Here is a 19,317-nt window from a genome sequence, read left to right as displayed (position 1 = left end):
TTTTACAATGGAATATTTCCATGTTTCCTCTTTGGCGTATCAACTACTTTGCTTTCTAGCATACTAAACGCTTTTATTAATTTTCTTCTTGTATCTTTTGGTAAAATAACCTCATCAATAAATCCACGTTGTGCTGCTGTGTATGGATTAGCAAACAACTCCGCATATTCTGCTTCTTTTTCTGCCAATTTAGCTACTGGGTCAGCCGCTTCGCTAATTTCTTTTTTGAAAATAATTTCCGAAGCTCCTTTTGCTCCCATTACGGCAATTTCAGCACTTGGCCAAGCGAAATTTAAATCTGCACCAATGTGTTTTGAATTCATTACGTCATAAGCACCACCATATGCTTTTCTCGTAATTACAGTAACTCTTGGCACAGTAGCTTCACTGAAAGCATATAACAATTTAGCTCCATGTGTGATGATTCCATTCCATTCTTGATCGGTTCCTGGCAAGAAACCTGGAACGTCTTCCAATACCAATAAAGGAATATTGAAACAATCGCAAAAACGAACAAATCGTGCAGCTTTAATGGAACTATTTACATCCAAACAACCCGCTAAAACCATAGGTTGGTTAGCAACAATTCCAATACTTCTTCCACCTAAACGAGCGAAACCTACAATAATATTTTCAGCGAAATCTTTATGAATTTCGAAGAACGAATCTTCATCAATTATTCCGCTGATAACTTCGTGCATATCGTAAGGTTTGTTGGCACTATCAGGAACGATTGTATCTAACTTTTCACGAACCTCATCTTGCAATACAAAAGGTAATTTTGGTGTAGTTTCTCTATTATTTTGAGGCATATAACTCAACAAACGTTTGATGTCTTCTAAACATTCAATACCATTTGGAGACGTAATATGACAAACTCCTGATTTTGATGCATGAGTCGCTGCTCCGCCTAATTCTTCTGAAGTTACTTCTTCATTAGTAACGGTTTTTACAACATTTGGTCCCGTTACGAACATATAACTGTTGTTTTCTACCATCATGGTAAAATCGGTCATAGCTGGAGAATAAACCGCTCCACCAGCACATGGTCCCATAATCGCAGAAATCTGTGGAATTACTCCAGAAGCTTGAACATTTCTATAGAAAATATCAGCATATCCACCTAGGGAACGAACACCTTCTTGAATACGAGCACCGCCAGAATCGTTTAATCCAATCATTGGTGCTCCATTTTTAACCGCCATATCCATTACTTTACAGATTTTTTCAGCATGCGTTTCAGATAACGAACCACCAAAAACCGTAAAATCTTGTGCAAAAATATAAACCAATCTTCCGTTGATAGTTCCGTAGCCGGTTACAACTCCATCACCATAAATGATTTCTTTTTCCATTCCAAAATCGGTAGTACGGTGAGTCACCAACATTCCAATTTCTTCAAACGAACCTTCGTCTAATAAATATTCGACACGTTCTCTTGCTGTTAATCGTTTCTTAGCATGAAGTGCTGCTATTCTTTTTTCGCCTCCACCTAATTTGGCCAAAGCTATTTTATCGTTTAATATTTTGATTTTATCTTCCATATTATATATTTTTTGCCACTAAGGCGCAAAGACACAAAATTTTATTAATCTATAAAGTTATAGTAAAAACTAAAACTTCGAGTCTTAGTGACTTTGTGGCTATATTTTGAGACTCTTAATTTGGTAATCGTAACACTTTTTGATCTTCTACGTATTGTTGAAACGCTAGCATTGCTGCTATTTCGGCTTCGGTATCTAATTTTGATTTTAGTTTTTCAGCATCGTAATAGGCTTTCACGAAACCAGTATCAAAATCTCCTGAACGGAATGCTTCATGCTCCATTACAAATTTTCCGAAAGGCAATGTTGTTTGCACACCTTCAACCAAATAATTATCAATAGCTTTGATCATCAATTCGATGGCTTCTTCACGCGTTTCACCATACGTGATTAATTTGGAAAGCATTGGATCGTAGTAAATTGGCACATCCATTCCTTCTTCGATGCCGTTATCTACTCGAATACCTTCACCAACAGGTAATTGGTATTTAATTAAATTACCAACATTAGGCAAGAAATCATTCATTGGATCTTCAGCATATACACGAAGTTCCATGGCGTGTCCTTTGATTTGTAAGTCTTCTTGTTTGATTGGTAACACTTCGCCACGAGCCACACGAATTTGCAATTCTACCAAATCTAATCCAGAAATTAATTCCGAAACTGGATGTTCTACTTGCAAACGCGTATTCATTTCCAAGAAATAAAAATTGTGATGTTCGTCAATCAAAAATTCTACAGTTCCAGCACCTAAATAGTCACAAGCTTTTGCTACTTTGATAGCCGCTTCACCCATTTCCTTGCGCTTTTCTGGGGTCAAAACTGCTGATGGCGCTTCCTCAACTACTTTCTGATGACGACGTTGAATACTACATTCTCTTTCAAAAACATAGACAATATTTCCATGACTATCTGCCATTACTTGAATTTCGATATGACGTGGTTTGGTCACATATTTTTCAATGAAAACCGAACCGTCTCCAAAGGCATTAGTTGCTTCCGAAATCGCTCTATCCATTTGTGAAATGAAATCTTCTGCTTTCTCAACTACTCGCATTCCTTTTCCACCACCACCAGCAGACGCTTTAATTAAAATTGGAAAACCAATTTCTGTTGCAATTTTCTTTGCTGCTTCGATATCGGTGATTGCATCTTCTGTTCCAGGAACCATTGGAATTCCGTAAGCTTTAACAGCATCTTTTGCTGCCAATTTACTTCCCATCATTTCAATCGCTTTCGATTTTGGTCCGATAAAAATGATGTTGTTTTTTTCACAAGCTTCTGCGAAAGTGGAATTTTCACTTAAAAATCCGTATCCTGGATGAACGGCATCAACTCCCAATTCTTTACAAACTTCGATGATTTTATCACCACGTAAATACGATTGATTCGAAGCTGCTTCACCAATTAAAACGGCTTCATCCGCATATTTAACATGCAACGCATTTCTATCGGCTGAAGAATACACCGCAACCGTTCTGATTCCCATTTTTTTCGCAGTTTTCATTACTCTGATGGCAATTTCCCCACGATTGGCAACTAATATTTTTTTAATTTCTTTCATCTTGATTTTTGTTTCAAGTTTGAGGTTTCAGGTTGAAGAAGTTTGTGCACAAGTTTAAATTTATATTTACATATAATGTAACCCACAACTTTAAACTTTAAACTTTAAACTTTAAACTTTAAACTTTAAACCTGAAACTAAACTATTTATTCGAATTCAATTAACAATTGTCCTTTGTCTACTGCATTTCCTTTTTCGACTGCGATAGATTTGATGATTCCGTCTCGAGGTGAAAGGAACGAATTTTCCATTTTCATGGCTTCTAAAATTAATAAAGGATCGTTTTCTTTTACTTCTTGTCCAACTGAAACGTTGATTTCTAGAATTAAACCTGGCATTGGTGCTTTGATGGCATTTACCACTTTTGTTCTACCGCGTTCAATTCCCATGCTTTTGATTAATTCATCTAGAGCATCAGAAATCGCCACTTCGTAGGTGTTATTGTTTACTTTAACGGTATATTTTTTGGAAATAAAATCGGCCGAAATAATTTCAGCTTTGTAGGGTTTGTTGTCTTTGAGTACATGAAATTGCGTTTCCGCTACTGGCATGGCATCAAAATTTTGAAGGTCTTGAGTTGAAACTTCAAACGTGGGTCCATTGGCAACTAAAAGCTTGTAATTTACATTCATATTCATTTTTTTAAGTCCGTAAATTTACAAAAAGGAACTGTTTTAAAAGAGTAAAATCTAGATAAATTTGGAAAATAAATATAGTTAGCTGGGAAAATTAAGAACAAGGTCAAGGACAAATTCAAGTTCAAGTTCAAACACAAAAATCAAATTTCAATAATTAAAATTCCAAATTCCAACGTTAAAAATCTGTTTCAATCTGCTTCCGCTTTAGCGGACAAAAAAATAAAATCAGTGCAAATCCGTTAAATCCGTTTTATCGGCGTTCCAAAAAATTTAAACATATAAGTCATAGAAGTGTTTTCAAAGTTTAATTTTATTACGTTGAAAAGTTCATAAAAGATTTTAACAATTTATAGAATTTCTCTAATCTGTGTTCCTGAAAATAAAATTCCAATATCTGAAATTCCAAATTCCAAAAAACTAAACAAATTAAATCATTTAAGTTTTTTAAAATTCTATTTGATTATGTTGATAATTTTGATAATTATAAAATAAAATTACAATACCAACAACATACTACTTCTTAGCGTTTGCATTGGTTTGGAATACCAAAACAACTCAAAATCTTCTAATTCTTGTTCAAAATCAGCTTTTAATTGGGAGAAAATCACTTTACTATTGGAATAAACCGAAACTTTTTCTAACATTTCAACCAACCATTTACCTTCATTCGCATTGACTGTAATATCAAAGTTTTGAGTTTTGCTGTGAAACGTTACTTTCATCATTTCCCATGAATTTCCTTTTTTGGATTTGGTAAAAATTTCTGTTTGTGGCTTTCCTCCTAACCAAACGATTTTCGCATTAGGTTTTGTATTGAAATTTTGTTCTTTTTGAAGGCAATTATAGATGTAATCCGAAGGAATTTTAGTTTTTGGAATTTTAAAATCGAACCAATCTTGTAAATCGTAATCGAAACAGATGCCGTGCATATAATTGAACAGCGATTTTTTCAATCCGTAACTGAACTTATCGTGGTTAATTCCGGTTTTGTCTGTGAAATTGATGTCGTTATTGGCAAACGTAATTTCATTTTGTTCTGGAATTACGCCAAATTCTTCAGGAAACATTCCAACAGGAGAATGCGCGGTCATGGCAAATTGGTGCCAAAAACCACTTTGTAAAACACCCAATTCAAACAATTGACGCACCATTTCCAAACTATCAACCGTTTCTTGAATGGTTTGAGTTGGATAACCGTACATCAAATACGCGTGAACCATAATTCCAGATTCGGTAAAATTTCGGGTTACTTGTGCTACTTGCTCAACGGTTACTCCTTTTTTTATAAGTTCTAAAAGTCGGTCCGAAGCCACTTCTAATCCACCAGAAACTGCAATACAACCCGATTCTTTTAGCAATAAACACAAATCAGCCGTAAAACTTTTCTCAAAACGAATATTGGTCCACCAAGTAACTACTAATTTTCGTTTGATAATTTCCAAAGCTACTTCACGCATTAAAGCTGGTGGCGCAGCTTCATCTACAAAATGGAAACCGTTTTCGCCTGTTTGAGCGATTAGTTCTTCCATTCGATCGACCAAAATTTTGGCAGCAATGGGTTCATATATTTTAATGTAATCTAAAGAAATATCACAAAACGTACATTTTCCCCAATAACAACCGTGTGCCATGGTGAGTTTGTTCCAACGACCATCGCTCCATAAACTATGCATGGGATTGGCTACTTCGATTACAGAAATGTATTTATCTAATAGTAAATCCGAGTAATCTGGAGTTCCTACTTCACTTTGTTTGTAATCGTGGCGAGTGGAGTTGTTTTTGTAAATGACTTGGTTGTTTTCTAGAAGAAATGTCCTTTTTAAAGGCATCTCGACTTCGCTCGATGTGACAAAATCGTAAACTAATTCAACAGGTAATTCTCCATCATCTAAAGTGATATAATCGAAGAATTCAAAAACTCTATTATCTTTTAATTCTCTGAGTTCGGTATTTGGGAAACCGCCGCCCATTGCTGTTTTTATATTCGGAAAATTAGCTTTTAAAAATTGGGCACAACGGAAAGCGCTATATAAATTACCTGGAAATGGAACAGAAATTAAAACTAGCTTTGGTTGTATTTCTTCAATTCTCTGTTTCAGAATTTTGATTGTGATTTTGTCTATAAAAGTCAATTCGTTTTGTAAATTTTGGTATAATTCATCAAACGAATTCGCACTTCTTCCCAAACGTTCCGCATAGCGACTAAATCCGAAATTTTCATCGACACACTCTACAATAAAATCAGATAAATCTTCCAAGTATAAAGTGGCTAAATGTTTGGCTTTGTCTTGCATTCCCATCGAACCAAAAGCAAACTCCATATCATCTAATTGTTCAAAACGAGAAGCTTCGGGCAAAAAATTTCCAGAGCAAATTTGACGTGCTAAAGATGGATTTTTCCCTTGAAGAAAAGCGATTGTGGAATCAATGGTTTTGATGTAATCGTCTTTGAGGGAATAAATTCTTTGGGTATTTGGTGATAGGTGATGGGTGATGGGTGAAGCATCTCGACTTCGCTCGATGTGACAGAAAATCTCGGCTAAACCTTTTTTGGAAAATAGTTCTAAAATCACTTCGATACCTAAATCCATTTGGAATGCCGAAATATTTTTGGTATTCAAAAAACCTTTCAAATAAGCCGTTGCTGGATACGGTGTATTCAGTTGGGTAAAAGGTGGTGTGATTAAGAGAATATCTTTCAAGGTTGATTTGTTTTTGCAAAAGTAAAATTAAAAATCATTTCAAGCTAATTTGTAATAATTTGAATACAATGTCTTTTAAATTATTATTTTTGTGGAAATATTTTTCTGCATGAGAATTTTATCATTACTCTTTTTTTCATTTTTCTTTACATTAACATTTGGTCAGGTTAAAGACAACTCGATTGGTTTCATTGAAAACAAAGGACAAATCGTTGACCAAAAAGGTAAGCCTAATACCTCTGTAAAATATCTTTTAAACACAAATGGTTTAAATGTTCAATTACGAGAAAAAGGTTTTTCTTATGATGTTTACGAAAGCAAAAAGCATCCAAAGAAAGTAATTAAAGAAACAAATTCTTTTGTCAATCTAGTAAATATTAACCAAGAACCTGAATTTGAAATTGAATACAAATTTCATCGAATCGATTTTGCTTTTTTAAATGCAAATGCAAGTGCAAAACTAATTCCCGAAGAGAAATCTACAGATTACGACAACTATTATAATGTCATTCATGCACCTGAAGGTATTACAAATGTTCATAAATATAAAAGAGTCACCTATAAAAATATCTACAATAATATTGATGCTGTCTTTTTTATCCCAAGTGATTCTACAAAAGTAGTTGAATATAATTTTATTATAAAACCAGGAGGAAAAATTTCTGATATTCAACTTAAAATTGAAGGTGGAAAAACAGACTTAATTGATAACAAAATAAGAATGAATCTTCGATTTGGTCAAATGGAAGAAACCATTCCTATGAGTTGGACTGAAAAAGGAAATGACAAAAGTGAAATCAAAGTCAATTATAAAAAAATAAAAAAGAATGTTTATGGTTTTGAAGGAGATTTCAATTCTTCTAATGAAACTATTGTAATTGATCCAGTACCAATTAGGCTGTGGGGAACTTATTATGGAGGGAGTAATACATTAGGTAAATCATTAACATCAGATTACTTAAATTTTATTTACTTTTCTGGTGAAACAAAAAGTTCTAATAATATTGCTACAGCTGGATCTTTTCAAAATCAAATTCAGGGACAAACAGATGGTTTTATTTTTAAGTTTTCTCCTCAAGGTATAAGAATATGGGGAACTTATTTAGGGGGTGAATATCATGATTATATTATGACTTCAGATATTAATGACAATCATTTAGTTGTTGGAGGAATAACCCAAAGTTACTATAATATTGCCACGCTAGGCACGCATAATCAAATATACAATCCAGGAAATGGAGTAGATACTGGAAGTGGCTCTTCTAAAAATGATTGTTTTATTAACAAATTTGATTTAAATGGTTTTAGAATATGGGGAACTTATTATGGAGGAGAAAGCAATGAATATCCACTTGATTTAGCTATTGACAAAAACGACAATGTAATTATTGTTGGTGTGACATATAGTATTCAAGGTATTTCAACATCTGGTAGTTTCAAGGAAACAAGAACTCAACCGGTTAATCCTAATACCGTAGGAGAGGGTTACATTGCAAAATTTAATTCAAATGGTAATTTAATATGGGGGACTTATTATGGGCTAAATGAAGTAAGAGCAGTAGATACTGACTCCAATTTAAATATTTTTATATCAGGTGATACTGATGGAAATGGATATATTTCTACACAAGGCACACATCAGTTTAATTTAAGTTATAATATTTCTACAGGTGTGAGGTATAAAGATTCTTTTATTGGAAAATTTGACACCAATGGGAATAGAATTTGGGGGACTTATTATGGAGGCTACGGATATGAATTTAATAACGATTTAAAGATAGATTCTGAAGATAATATTTATATCTCTGGTTACACCTACAGTAATAATTTTATTTCTACTCCTAATTCACATCAAGAAAATTTTGGAGGCGGTGTTAATGATTCATATTTAGCAAAATTCAATCAAAATGGTTTAATCATTTGGGGCACCTATTATGGAGGTTCAAATTTAGAGAATAGGAAAAGTAATATATCTATTAACAACAATAATGAAATTTATTTATCTGGATCTACTTGGAGTACAAATAACATTTCTACCATTGGTTCATATTCTGAATTTTTAAACTCAACTGCAGATGTTTTTATAAGTAAATTTAACAAAAATGGATTAAGAATTTGGGGAACCTATTTTGGAGGAAATAGTACTGACTATTGTGAAGGAATTAATGTTGATAAAATTGGTGGAATCAATATTTATGGATATTCTTATAGTACAAATGGGATATCAACACAAAATTCGTTTCAAGAATTCCCAAATTCATCACCAGGTAGATTTCTAGTAAGATTTCTAGACTGCCAATCATCTACTTTTGCCTTATCAAATTCGCCCGTTTGCATTGGTAATAATCTAGAACTTACCGCTAATGGAGGAACCACTTATTCATGGACAGGTCCAAACGGATTTACTTCGTCAGAGCAAAATCCTATTATTTTAAATGCAAATACTATTCACAGTGGACAGTATTCTTGTGCTATAACTGGAACATCTAATGGTTGTGATAATACTGTGACTTTAAATGTTGTTGTTGGAGATTTTGAAGCGCCTATACCAACAATTTCAAATCTACCTTTAATTACTGGAGATTGTAATACCATAATTTCAACAATACCAACCGCTATTGATAATTGTTCTGGCACTATAATCGGAACCACAACAAATCCATTAAGCTATACTAATCCTGGAAATTACACCATTACTTGGAACTATGATGATGGAAACGGAAATTCAAGTTCTCAAACACAAAATGTTACGATTTCATCAGTTGCATTACCATCTTATACATCTCCCCAACAATTCTGCATCCAGCAAAACGCAACATTAAACGATATTGTTATAACAGGACAAAATATTACTTGGTACAATGCTTTAACAGATGGAACAGTCTTACCAACTAATACATTATTACTTGATGGAGTAACGTATTATGCCTCACAAACAATAAACGGTTGTGAAAGCGCTAGAGTTCCTGTTTTAGTGAATATTCAAAATACTCCTGCTCCAACAGGAAACCAAAATCAAAGTTTTTGTAGTGCCGAAAATGCTACTTTAAATAGTATAGCCATTACTGGAACAGATATTATTTGGTATGATAGTTTGACTGGAAATACAATTTTACCAACTTCTACTCTATTACAAAATGGAGTTACTTACTACGCTTCTCAAACTATAAATGGTTGTGAAAGTCCGGCAAGACTTGCTATTTCAATGCAATTAATCAATACATTAAATGCTATCAATTATTCAGAAACTATTTGTGATGATTTAAATAATGGAATTGAAACAGTTAACCTTTCCAATTACAATTCATTTCTAATATCTTCAACTGGAAATGTTTTTAAATATTACTATTCTTTAAACGGCGCTCAAAACCAATTAGTCTCAGATGAAGTGCAAAATAGTTCCAATTATAATTTATCTATTGGAAATAATCTATTTTATGTTCGAATTGAATCGCCAAACACTTGCTTCCAAATTGTAACATTAGAATTACAGTTAGTAAGTAAACCATTTTTGAATATAAATGATATTATGCCAATTTGCGAAGGTGAAACTATAACAATAAATGCTGGCAATGGTTTTGATACTTATTTATGGTCAACAAATGAAGTAAGTTCCTCAATTACTATTTCACAATCAGGAAATCACTCAGTAACCGTTTCAAAAAATCATGGAACCACTACATGTTCATCAACCAAAAACTTTACCGTTATAAACTCGAACATTGGGACCATTTCTGAAATCATAACTTCTGATTGGACTCAAAATGAAAATACGATTTCTGTTTTACTGGGTTCTAATAGCTTTGGCAACTATGAATATTCTTTAAACGGAATTGATTTTCAAGACAACAATACTTTTTACGGATTAGAAAATGGAGAATATACCGTTTATGTTAGAGATAAAAATGGATGTGGAATTTCATCTGAAGACATCTATTTATTGATGTATCCAAAATTCTTCACTCCAAACGGTGATGGTTATAATGATTTTTGGAAAATCAAATTTTCTGAGAACGAACCTAATTTAAAAGTTAAAATTTTTGATCGATACGGTAAATTCCTTTTCGAATTTTACCCAAATTCAATGGGTTGGGATGGAAAATTTAACAATATTGATTCACCTTCAACGGATTATTGGTTTGTTGTAATCAGGGAAAATGGAAAAGAATATAAAGGTCATTTTAGTCTAATAAGATAATCATCATCAAATCCTAACCCTTTGTTAAAGGCAATTAATAAACAAAGATTTTTAGTATTTTAGCAGAAAATAATTGCTAATATGCCAAGCGACTGTGTGACTTATCAAAAATCTGGATATTTTTCTAATCTTATTGTGGACTATTTAGATGAAAAATCTGAAATAAAGTCGTTATACAACCGATTTCCAACAATTGAAAATTTTAAATTACAGTTGGAGGAGAAGAATAAAAATTTTCCTAGTGAAAATCGCGAAGTTTTGGCAAGCTCTTTAGAACTTCAGTATAAGAATTTTGAAATTTCGGAAGCAACTGCAACTAATATCCAACTTTTAAAAGAGGCTAAAACCTTTACAATCACTACTGGACATCAATTAAATTTATTTACTGGGCCTTTATACTTTATTTACAAAATTGTTTCGGGAATTAACCTTTGTAAGGAATTAAAGAACGCTTATCCAGAGCATAATTTTGTCCCTGTTTATTGGATGGCAACTGAAGATCATGATTTTGATGAAATTAACTTTTTTAAATTTAAAGGAAAAAAAATCCAATGGAGAAAGGAAAGTCATGGTCCTGTTGGTAGATTAAATACTTCAGGATTAGAAACTGTTTTTAATATAATTGAACAAGAATTTGGAATTGGAAATAATAGCACAGCACTCAAAGAATTATATCAAAATGGATATCTAAAACATTCCAATTTAGCTGATGCAACCCGATTTTTAGCCAACGAATTGTTTAAAAATGATGGTTTAGTAATACTTGATGGTGATGATACAAACTTGAAAAAACTATTTGTTCCTTTTGCAAAAAAAGAGTTATTAAAGCAAACTTCTTTTGAATTGGTAACCAAAACCAATGCTGTTTTGGCAGAAAAAAATTATGAGGTTCAAGTCAACCCAAGAGAAATCAATTTATTTTATATCCAAGAAAATTTAAGAGAACGAATTGTTTTTGAAAATGGATTGTACAAAGTCAATAATTCAAAACTTAGCTTTTCAGAAAGTGAAATTTTAACCGAATTAGATAAAAATCCACAAAATTTTAGTCCGAATGTAATTTTACGTCCGTTATACCAAGAAGTGATTTTACCTAATTTGTGTTACATCGGTGGCGGTGGCGAATTGGCATATTGGTTACAACTAAAAATAAACTTTGAGGCGAATGCGATTTCCTTTCCAATGTTATTATTGAGGAATTCAGTAGTCATTTATTCCGAAAAGCAAGAGCGAAAATTAAACAAACTTGGTTTACAATGGAGTGATTTGTTCTTAAAACAAAACGAATTACTCAATAAAAAAACCAAAGAATTATCTGCTTTTGAAATTGATTTTTCGAAGCAAAAAGAACAACTAAGCCATCAATTTAAAGAATTATATCAAATTGCAAATGCAACTGATAAATCGTTTATTGGAGCCGTAAAAGCACAAGAAGTGAAACAAATCAAAGGTTTAGAAAACTTAGAAAAAAGATTGCTAAAGGCTGAAAAACGAAAACTAAAAGAACAATTGGAAAAAATTATCTTAATTCAAAGTGAATTATTTCCAAACAATAGCTTACAAGAACGTCAAATAAACTTTTCTGAGATTGCAATGGAAATTGGCACTGATGAATTATTAAGAAAAATAAAACAAGAGACATTACCGTTTTCGCAAATTTTCACATTTATCAAACAATAAAAATCGACGAAATACCTAAATATTCGATAAAATACATATTAAGATTCATTATTCTTAAAAAACATAGATTTTTTTTATAAAATTCACAAAAAAGAGTCAAAATGTTAAAAAATAATTATCTTTGCACCAAATTTTAAACAGCTTGATAATTATGAAGAAAATTACTTTATTATTAGTAGTAACTACTTTAAGTATTGTTTCACTTAGTGCTTTTAAAACTGCTTTACAAATGAATCGCATGGTTCGCGTTGAAGGTGGCACTTACAAAATGGGTTCCAAAGACAGCGATAAAACAGCTGACAATGACGAACAAAAAGAACATGATGTGACAATAAAAACTTTTGAAATTAGCAAGTTTGAAGTTACTGTTTGGGAATGGAAACAATACACTAAAGCTAATAAATTTAAAATGCCTTTAAAACCTGAATGGGGTTGGCAAGATAATTATCCAATTAACGGAATCACTTGGGAAGAAGCTATAGCTTACTGTAATTGGTTAAGTAAAAAAGAAAAACTTCAACCGGTTTACAGCAAACAAGGTCCAAACTATGTTTGTAATTTTAAAGCAAACGGCTATAGATTACCTACAGAAGCAGAATGGGAATTCGCTGCAAAAGGTGGTGTAAAATCAAAAGGTTATAAATTTAGCGGTGGTAATAACGCTAATGAAGTAGCTTGGCATAAAGCGATTAGTAAAAATTCTCCTCATACTGTAGGTACAAAATTACCAAACGAATTAGGCTTATACGATATGAGTGGTAATGTTTGGGAATGGTGTTGGGATTGGTACAACAAAGATTACTACAAAATTGAAAAAGGGGATAATCCAAAAGGACCAGAAATGGGAGAAAGAAGAACGGTTAGAGGCGGTTCTTGGGATAGCCAAGTAAATTACTTAAGACCAGCTAATAGAATTTCAACTCCACCAAATAAAACACACGAATTTTACGGATTTAGAGTAGCAAGAACGATTACAGAATAATTTCAATTTGTAGTTGTTTTTAACTGCCAAAATAATACCTTTGCAAAAAATTTAAAAAATGGCAAGTAACAGAACTTTTACAATGATTAAACCAGATGCGGTTGAAAACGGTCACATCGGTGGAATTTTAAATATGATTACTGAAGGTGGTTTCAGAATTGTAGCAATGAAATTAACACAATTAACTGTAGCTGATGCTCAAAAATTCTATGCTGTTCACAGTGAAAGACCTTTCTTTGGTGAATTAGTTGAATTTATGACAAGAGGTCCAATCGTAGCGGCTATCTTAGAAAAAGAAAATGCTGTTGAAGATTTCAGAACCTTAATTGGTGCTACTAATCCTGCTGATGCAGCTGAAGGAACTATCCGTAAAAAATATGCAACTTCTATTGGAGAAAATGCAGTTCACGGTTCTGATTCTGATGAAAACGCAGCTATTGAAGGTGCTTTCCACTTTGCAGGAAGAGAACAGTTCTAGTATTCAGTTTTCAGTCTCAGTTCACATAAAATACAAAAAATCCCGTTTCTTAATTGAAGCGGGATTTTTATCTTAATACCAACGCTTTTACAACTTCTTCACCTATTTCCTCATTAATCATTTTTATGATTTTCTCTTTTCCATATCCCAATTCATCACGAAGCACAGATGAAGTTAGCTTTATATAAAGCGTATTGTTTTTCAGAACAACTTCTTCTGTATAATTGGTAACTCCATTTCCCATCAACTTAAACCAAGCCGTTTTAGCATCTACTTTCACAATGCCATCGTGCAATTTATAAGTAGCTACAAACTCCTTTAAAACATCTGAAATCGTATTTTCTTCATTCAATCGTTTTGCCATCTTATTCGGTTTTAATTTTTTTATAATGATAAACCAAGTTATTCGACAAACTCTTTAAGACCAATTTTTCAGCCGTTAAATCAACAACTTCTTCTTGCCAAGAAGCAAAATCTGTTTTATAATTCAATAAACAGTCCCCATTTTCAAAGCTCACTTTCACTGTTTCTTCTACATCATTGGTAAGATACGTTCCATCCAATTGTGGTAAAACTTTCTTTCTAAAACCCGATTGATTTTCAATAAAAAAGTAATCTAAATTTTCATTAATTTTATAATCTTTGGTTTCCCCGTTAGGTAAAACAACTTTTTCAATTTCCCAATAGCCATTAATATGTACTAAATCTGTTTCAGCAATTGATTTTGAACAAGCCGTAAAAAGTAACAATGTAAAAATCAGGATACTATTTCTCATTTTTTAATTTCATTTGAAAGTTTAAAAATACAAATTTTAGCATCAGCAATTAAACTATTTTGTACATTTAATATCTAATTAAGAAAAACTCTTATGAAGTCACTATTTTTCTTATTCGCTTGCTTTGCTATTTTTAGTTGTAGCTCTTCCGATGAAGCTAATGAACAACCTATAAATGAAGTCATGTATTTTCCTCCTAACGATGCTACAACATGGGAAACCAAAACTCCAGGTTCATTGGAATGGAATGAGAACAATGTTCCAGCTTTATTAGACTATTTGGAACAAAAAAATTCAAAAAGCTTCATTGTACTTCATAATGGAGAAATTGTGATGGAATATTATTTCAATGGACACACTGCAACTACTCCGTGGTATTGGGCTAGTGCTGGAAAAACATTAACAACAGCAGTTGTTGGAATTGCTGAACAAGAAAACTTTATCAATACCAACAACAAAGTTTCCGATTACATTGGAACAGGTTGGACAAGTGCGCCATTGGCAAAAGAAAATTTGATTACTTGCAAACATCTATTATCGATGACTTCAGGATTAGATGACTCGAATGGTGATGGTGTTGCTCCTTCTAATTTAGAATATATTGCTGATGCAGGAACTCGTTGGGCATATCATAATGTATATGTGAAACTACAAGATGTTGTTGCTTCTGCTACAAATCAAACGTGGGACACTTATTTTAACACCAAACTAAAAAACCCCATTGGAATGACTGGAGGCTGGTTTCAAATTGAAAGTAATAGAGTCTATAGAAGTACAACTAGAAGCATGGCAAGGTTCGGCTTACTAGCATTAAATCAAGGGAATTGGAATGGAACTCAAATTGTAAATAGCGCTTATTTTAATTTATCTACCAATACCTCTCAAAATTTAAACTTAGCTTATGGCTACATGTGGTGGCTAAATGGAAAAAGTAGCTATAGATTACCACAAACCCAATTTCAGTTTAATGGAAAATTAATTCCAAATGCTCCAAATGATATGTATTGCGGTCTAGGAAAAGACGACCAAAAATTATATGTCATTCCAAGTAAAAAACTTGTAATTATAAGAATGGGGGATGAAGCAGATAGTGCAACATTTGGATTATCTGATTTTGATAATACCCTTTGGGGAAAAATAAATGCAGTGATTAATTAAAACTTTTTATTCAAAAATTTAATAATTGCATAGAAAACCAGGATGAAAACCAAAAGCCTTGAAAAAATAAAAATAGTAGGAAATGGTTTTTCAATAAAAAAAGTCAAAATACTGATAACTACAGCAATTATTAGCAATTTTAACGAGGTTAGGTTTTTTAAAGATTGTAACATTTTGGGAAAAATGAATTAATTATTTAAAAAAAGAATCAACAAACTCGAATTTATTGAAAACCTGTAAGTCTTCAATACCTTCACCAACACCAATATATTTCACTGGAATTTTAAACTGATCTGAAATTCCAATTACGACTCCGCCTTTGGCAGTTCCATCTAATTTCGTAACTGCTAGACAATTTACTTCTGTAGCAGCAGTGAATTGTTTGGCTTGTTCAAATGCATTTTGTCCAGTTGAGCCATCTAAAACTAATAAAACGTCGTTTGGTGCATCAGCAATAACTTTCTGCATTACTTTTTTAACTTTGGCCAACTCATTCATTAAGCCCACTTTATTATGTAAACGACCTGCAGTATCAATGATTACAATATCTGCATTTTGAGCTACGGCACTTTGTAAAGTATCAAATGCAACAGAAGCTGGATCACTTCCCATTTGTTGTTTTACAAGAGGAACACCTACTCTATCCGCCCAAATTTGCAACTGGTCGATTGCAGCAGCTCTAAAAGTGTCGGCAGCACCAAGTACAACATTGTAACCCGCTTTTTTAAATTGAAATGCTAACTTACCAATTGTTGTAGTCTTTCCAACACCGTTTACACCAACCACCATAATTACATAAGGTTTCTTATTTATTGGTACTTCAAACTCAGTGGCGTTACCTAAATTATTTTCAGATAATAATCCTGCAATTTCTTCTCTTAGAATTTGATTCAACTCTTCAGTTCCAAGAAATTTATCAACGGCAACACGCTTTTCAATTCGTTCTATAATTTTAAGTGTCGTTGATACACCAACATCAGAAGAAACCAAAATCTCCTCTAAATTATCTAAAACTTCATCGTCAACTTTAGATTTACCAGCAACTGCTTTCGACAGTTTAGTAAAAAATGAGGTTTTAGATTTTTCTAATCCTTTATCTAAAGATTCTTTTTTGTCTGATGTAAATAACTTTTTGAAAAAACTCATATTCCAATTGATTAAAAATAATTACAGTATTTATAAAAACACTAATAATGGAGCAAATGTAAAAATAAAAAAGCTACTTTCAAACGAAAGTAGCTTTTCTATATATAGTTGTAAACTAAATTATTTCTTTTTTAAGAACTCATCTACTAATTCAGGAGCCATTACTGATTCTACGAATGTGTAAGCACCTGTTTTTGGAGATTTAACCATTTTAATAGCTTTGGTTAATCTTTTAGAAGCTGTCTGTAAAGTTGCTACGGTTTTCTTTGCCATGACTTATGATTTTTATTTGAAATTTAAAATTTCAATTATTTGATTTCTTTGTGAACTGTTACTCTTTTTAAAACTGGATTAAATTTCTTAATCTCTAATCTATCTGGAGTGTTTTTTTTGTTTTTAGTAGTAATGTAACGAGAAGTTCCTGCTACACCAGATGCTTTATGCTCTGTGCACTCTAAAATTACTTGGATTCTATTTCCTTTCTTTGCCATTTTAATCTATTTTTTAAGGATTACCGAATTATTTTATAAATCCGTTTGCTTTAGCCTGTTTTAACACAGCAGCAATACCATTTTTATTAATTGTCTTTAACGCAGCAGTAGATACTTTTAAAGTAACCCATCTATCTTCCTCAGAAATATAGAAACGTTTCTTAAATAAGTTAACAGAGAATTTTCTCTTTGTTTTATTCATAGCGTGAGAAACATTGTTTCCTACCATTGCTCTTTTACCTGTAAGTTCACAAACTCTTGACATTATTCTAATCTTTTATTTCGTTATTCAAAATCAGGGTGCAAAGAAACAAAATTGAATCGAATTACACAACAATCTTTTATTAATTTTTTAAAATTTCTTTATAAAGCAATTCCAAACCTTTACTCACCGCTCTATCAATGACTTTTTCACGCGGTTGACCAAAGTTAAATTCTTCAACGATAACCGTTTTTGGCGTAGCTAAAGCTATAAAAACAGTTCCTATTTCTGCATCAGCATCTCCTTTTGACGGACCAGCATTTCCTGTTGTAGCAATTGCATAATCGGAATGCATCATTTTTTGTACTGCCAACGCCATTGCTTTTGCTACTGCTTCACTCACTACTGAATGCGTTGCAATTAATTCTGAAGGAATTCCTAAAACTTCGATTTTAGCATCCGTAGCGTAGCTAACAACACTTCCTTTAAAGTAAGCCGAACAACCCGAAACGGAAGTTATTTGTTGAGCAATTTTTCCGCCAGTACAACTTTCAGCCGTAGCTAAAGTACGTTTTTTCGACTTCAATAAATCCCCTAAAACCACTTCAATAGATTGATCTTCTTCAAATCCTACAATAATATCTCCTATCAAATTAGTCAATTTACTTACTTCATCTGCAATTGCATCTTGCAAGATTTTTTCATCTATTCCTTTGGCAGTTAATCGCAAACGGACTCTTCCAGGACTAGGTAAATAAGCTAATTTAATAAATGAAGGTAAATTATCTTCCCAATCTTCAATTTGTTCTGCTATTAGACTTTCACCTCTTCCATAAGTCATAATCGTTTTATGAACAATGAACGGTCGTTTGAATTTCGCAATCAAATTGGGCACTACTTCATTGTCCATCAAATATTTCATTTCATAAGGCACTCCTGGTAACGAAATAAAAACAGTATCGTTTTTTTCCATCCACATTCCGGGTGCAGTTCCCATTTTATTGAAAAGAATTTTAGCTTTTGACGGCACTTGAGCTTGCTCTATATTGATTGCCGTAATTGGTCTTTTGTAGATTCCTTCAATTAATTCTTTGACGTGCGCCAAAACCAAAGGATTTTCAACCAACTCATCTTCAAAATAATCACAAAATGTTTTTTTGGTGATATCATCTTTTGTTGGACCTAATCCGCCCGTTACAATAACAACATCTACTTGATTTTGTAATTTTTCTAATGTATTTAAAATATGCATTCTATCATCTGAAACCGAACGCATTTCGTAAGTCCCGATGCCAATTTTATCTAATGCTTTAGCGATATAAGAAGAATTTGTATCTAATATTTGACCAATGAGAATTTCATCACCAATGGTAACAATTGCAGCTTTCATTTTAGGTTTATTTGGGGATAAATTTAAATTTTAAAATCTTTTTTGATTTCTTTTACAGCTAAATCAACACGCTCTTTTAAAGACTTGTAGGTTTCTTTAATTTCTTTTTTCTTGCCTTCCGATTTTGACCATGCCATAATTTGTAAGTTTTCATCATAAGCCAAATCCATTCCTAACAAATCTAATGAAGGTTTAATCTTATGTGCTGCTGAATAGACTCTAGAATAGTCTTTTTCATCGATACCCACTTTTATTGATTTCAATTCATCTGGAACTTCTTGCAGAAATAAATTCACAATTTGCAAAGCAAACTCGATATCATTTTCTGATATTTCATAAACCTTCGCTAAATTGTATTGCAATGCCAT

General features: G+C 32.5%; 17 protein-coding genes. 5 read left to right on the top strand and 12 right to left on the bottom strand.

The genetic code is table 11. From position 1 onward, the window contains the following. Positions 1–2: 2 nt before the first annotated feature. From DPN68_RS05430 to DPN68_RS05415, 4 genes are all read right to left on the bottom strand, one after another. The gene (locus DPN68_RS05430; protein ID WP_113988631.1) at positions 3–1,544 is read right to left on the bottom strand and encodes an acyl-CoA carboxylase subunit beta; all 1,542 of its coding nucleotides are present in this window, start codon (positions 1,542–1,544) and stop codon (positions 3–5) included. 115 nt (positions 1,545–1,659) lie between these two features. Further along, positions 1,660–3,099, bottom strand: coding sequence for an acetyl-CoA carboxylase biotin carboxylase subunit (locus DPN68_RS05425; protein ID WP_113988704.1), 1,440 nt, complete (start codon positions 3,097–3,099; stop codon positions 1,660–1,662). Positions 3,100–3,254: 155 nt separating this feature from the next. Further along, positions 3,255–3,740, bottom strand: a complete 486-nt coding sequence (locus tag DPN68_RS05420; RefSeq protein ID WP_113988703.1) for an acetyl-CoA carboxylase biotin carboxyl carrier protein subunit — start codon at positions 3,738–3,740, stop codon at positions 3,255–3,257. A gap of 500 nt (positions 3,741–4,240) precedes the next feature. Continuing rightward, complete coding sequence (locus DPN68_RS05415; RefSeq protein WP_113988630.1) at positions 4,241–6,448, bottom strand: B12-binding domain-containing radical SAM protein; 2,208 nt, start codon at positions 6,446–6,448, stop codon at positions 4,241–4,243. 109 nt (positions 6,449–6,557) lie between these two features. On the opposite strand from DPN68_RS05415, the gene DPN68_RS05410 reads away from it, so the two are divergent. From DPN68_RS05410 to DPN68_RS05395, 4 genes are all read left to right on the top strand, one after another. Further along, entirely contained in the window at positions 6,558–10,646 is a 4,089-nt protein-coding gene (locus DPN68_RS05410; protein WP_113988629.1) for a DUF7948 domain-containing protein, read from the top strand. A gap of 81 nt (positions 10,647–10,727) precedes the next feature. Continuing rightward, positions 10,728–12,326, top strand: coding sequence for a bacillithiol biosynthesis cysteine-adding enzyme BshC (gene bshC, locus DPN68_RS05405; protein ID WP_113988628.1), 1,599 nt, complete (start codon positions 10,728–10,730; stop codon positions 12,324–12,326). Between the two features lie 151 nt (positions 12,327–12,477). Beyond that, positions 12,478–13,308, top strand: a complete 831-nt coding sequence (locus DPN68_RS05400; RefSeq protein WP_113988627.1) for a formylglycine-generating enzyme family protein — start codon at positions 12,478–12,480, stop codon at positions 13,306–13,308. 58 nt (positions 13,309–13,366) lie between these two features. Beyond that, the gene (locus tag DPN68_RS05395; protein WP_113988626.1) at positions 13,367–13,786 is read left to right on the top strand and encodes a nucleoside-diphosphate kinase; all 420 of its coding nucleotides are present in this window, start codon (positions 13,367–13,369) and stop codon (positions 13,784–13,786) included. Between the two features lie 67 nt (positions 13,787–13,853). Here the strand turns inward: DPN68_RS05395 and DPN68_RS05390 are convergent, their stop codons facing one another. Together DPN68_RS05390 and DPN68_RS05385 are read right to left on the bottom strand one after the other, a co-directional pair. Then, the gene (locus DPN68_RS05390; RefSeq protein ID WP_113988625.1) at positions 13,854–14,150 is read right to left on the bottom strand and encodes a DUF721 domain-containing protein; all 297 of its coding nucleotides are present in this window, start codon (positions 14,148–14,150) and stop codon (positions 13,854–13,856) included. Between the two features lies 1 nt (position 14,151). Next, entirely contained in the window at positions 14,152–14,562 is a 411-nt protein-coding gene (locus tag DPN68_RS05385; RefSeq protein WP_113988624.1) for a lipocalin family protein, read from the bottom strand. A gap of 93 nt (positions 14,563–14,655) precedes the next feature. Here DPN68_RS05385 and DPN68_RS05380 point away from each other — a divergent pair, with 93 nt between their 5' ends. Continuing rightward, positions 14,656–15,720: a serine hydrolase domain-containing protein gene (locus DPN68_RS05380; RefSeq protein WP_113988623.1), complete on the top strand. Its 1,065-nt coding sequence runs from the start codon at positions 14,656–14,658 to the stop codon at positions 15,718–15,720. Positions 15,721–15,912: 192 nt separating this feature from the next. Here the strand turns inward: DPN68_RS05380 and ftsY are convergent, their stop codons facing one another. The 6 genes from ftsY to DPN68_RS05350 form a co-directional block, all read right to left on the bottom strand. Then, entirely contained in the window at positions 15,913–16,866 is a 954-nt protein-coding gene (ftsY, locus tag DPN68_RS05375; RefSeq protein WP_113988622.1) for a signal recognition particle-docking protein FtsY, read from the bottom strand. A 120-nt stretch (positions 16,867–16,986) separates the two neighbouring features. Continuing rightward, entirely contained in the window at positions 16,987–17,139 is a 153-nt protein-coding gene (locus DPN68_RS05370; RefSeq protein WP_113988621.1) for a DUF4295 domain-containing protein, read from the bottom strand. 35 nt (positions 17,140–17,174) lie between these two features. Further along, on the bottom strand, positions 17,175–17,357 hold the full coding sequence (gene rpmG / locus DPN68_RS05365) for a 50S ribosomal protein L33 (protein WP_011963553.1): 183 nt from the start codon (positions 17,355–17,357) through the stop codon (positions 17,175–17,177). Positions 17,358–17,385: 28 nt separating this feature from the next. Next, complete coding sequence (gene rpmB / locus DPN68_RS05360) at positions 17,386–17,622, bottom strand: 50S ribosomal protein L28 (RefSeq protein WP_113988620.1); 237 nt, start codon at positions 17,620–17,622, stop codon at positions 17,386–17,388. A 79-nt stretch (positions 17,623–17,701) separates the two neighbouring features. Then, positions 17,702–18,949, bottom strand: coding sequence for a CinA family nicotinamide mononucleotide deamidase-related protein (locus tag DPN68_RS05355; RefSeq protein ID WP_113988619.1), 1,248 nt, complete (start codon positions 18,947–18,949; stop codon positions 17,702–17,704). A 23-nt stretch (positions 18,950–18,972) separates the two neighbouring features. Next, positions 18,973–19,317 carry an Hpt domain-containing protein gene (locus DPN68_RS05350; protein ID WP_113988618.1) on the bottom strand — a complete coding sequence of 115 codons (345 nt, stop codon included), beginning with the start codon at positions 19,315–19,317 and terminating at the stop codon, positions 18,973–18,975.

Origin of the sequence: Flavobacterium tibetense, from assembly GCF_003293845.1 — a bacterium.
Lineage (GTDB): Bacteria > Bacteroidota > Bacteroidia > Flavobacteriales > Flavobacteriaceae > Flavobacterium > Flavobacterium tibetense.
This window is presented reverse-complemented; position numbering and strand designations above follow the sequence as displayed.

Excerpts from the sequence above, each read along its gene's own strand:
- DPN68_RS05380 (WP_113988623.1), top strand. The coding sequence starts at position 14,656 with ATGAAGTCACTATTTTTCTTATTCGCTTGCTTTGCTATTTTTAGTTGT.
- DPN68_RS05350 (WP_113988618.1), bottom strand. The coding sequence starts at position 19,317 with ATGGCATTGCAATACAATTTAGCGAAGGTTTATGAAATATCAGAAAAT.
- DPN68_RS05370 (WP_113988621.1), bottom strand. The coding sequence starts at position 17,139 with ATGGCAAAGAAAACCGTAGCAACTTTACAGACAGCTTCTAAAAGATTA.
- DPN68_RS05410 (WP_113988629.1), top strand. The coding sequence starts at position 6,558 with ATGAGAATTTTATCATTACTCTTTTTTTCATTTTTCTTTACATTAACA.
- DPN68_RS05400 (WP_113988627.1), top strand. The coding sequence starts at position 12,478 with ATGAAGAAAATTACTTTATTATTAGTAGTAACTACTTTAAGTATTGTT.
- ftsY (WP_113988622.1), bottom strand. The coding sequence starts at position 16,866 with ATGAGTTTTTTCAAAAAGTTATTTACATCAGACAAAAAAGAATCTTTA.
- DPN68_RS05420 (WP_113988703.1), bottom strand. The coding sequence starts at position 3,740 with ATGAATGTAAATTACAAGCTTTTAGTTGCCAATGGACCCACGTTTGAA.
- DPN68_RS05355 (WP_113988619.1), bottom strand. The coding sequence starts at position 18,949 with ATGAAAGCTGCAATTGTTACCATTGGTGATGAAATTCTCATTGGTCAA.
- DPN68_RS05395 (WP_113988626.1), top strand. The coding sequence starts at position 13,367 with ATGGCAAGTAACAGAACTTTTACAATGATTAAACCAGATGCGGTTGAA.
- DPN68_RS05385 (WP_113988624.1), bottom strand. The coding sequence starts at position 14,562 with ATGAGAAATAGTATCCTGATTTTTACATTGTTACTTTTTACGGCTTGT.
- bshC (WP_113988628.1), top strand. The coding sequence starts at position 10,728 with ATGCCAAGCGACTGTGTGACTTATCAAAAATCTGGATATTTTTCTAAT.
- DPN68_RS05430 (WP_113988631.1), bottom strand. The coding sequence starts at position 1,544 with ATGGAAGATAAAATCAAAATATTAAACGATAAAATAGCTTTGGCCAAA.
- rpmB (WP_113988620.1), bottom strand. The coding sequence starts at position 17,622 with ATGTCAAGAGTTTGTGAACTTACAGGTAAAAGAGCAATGGTAGGAAAC.
- rpmG (WP_011963553.1), bottom strand. The coding sequence starts at position 17,357 with ATGGCAAAGAAAGGAAATAGAATCCAAGTAATTTTAGAGTGCACAGAG.
- DPN68_RS05390 (WP_113988625.1), bottom strand. The coding sequence starts at position 14,150 with ATGGCAAAACGATTGAATGAAGAAAATACGATTTCAGATGTTTTAAAG.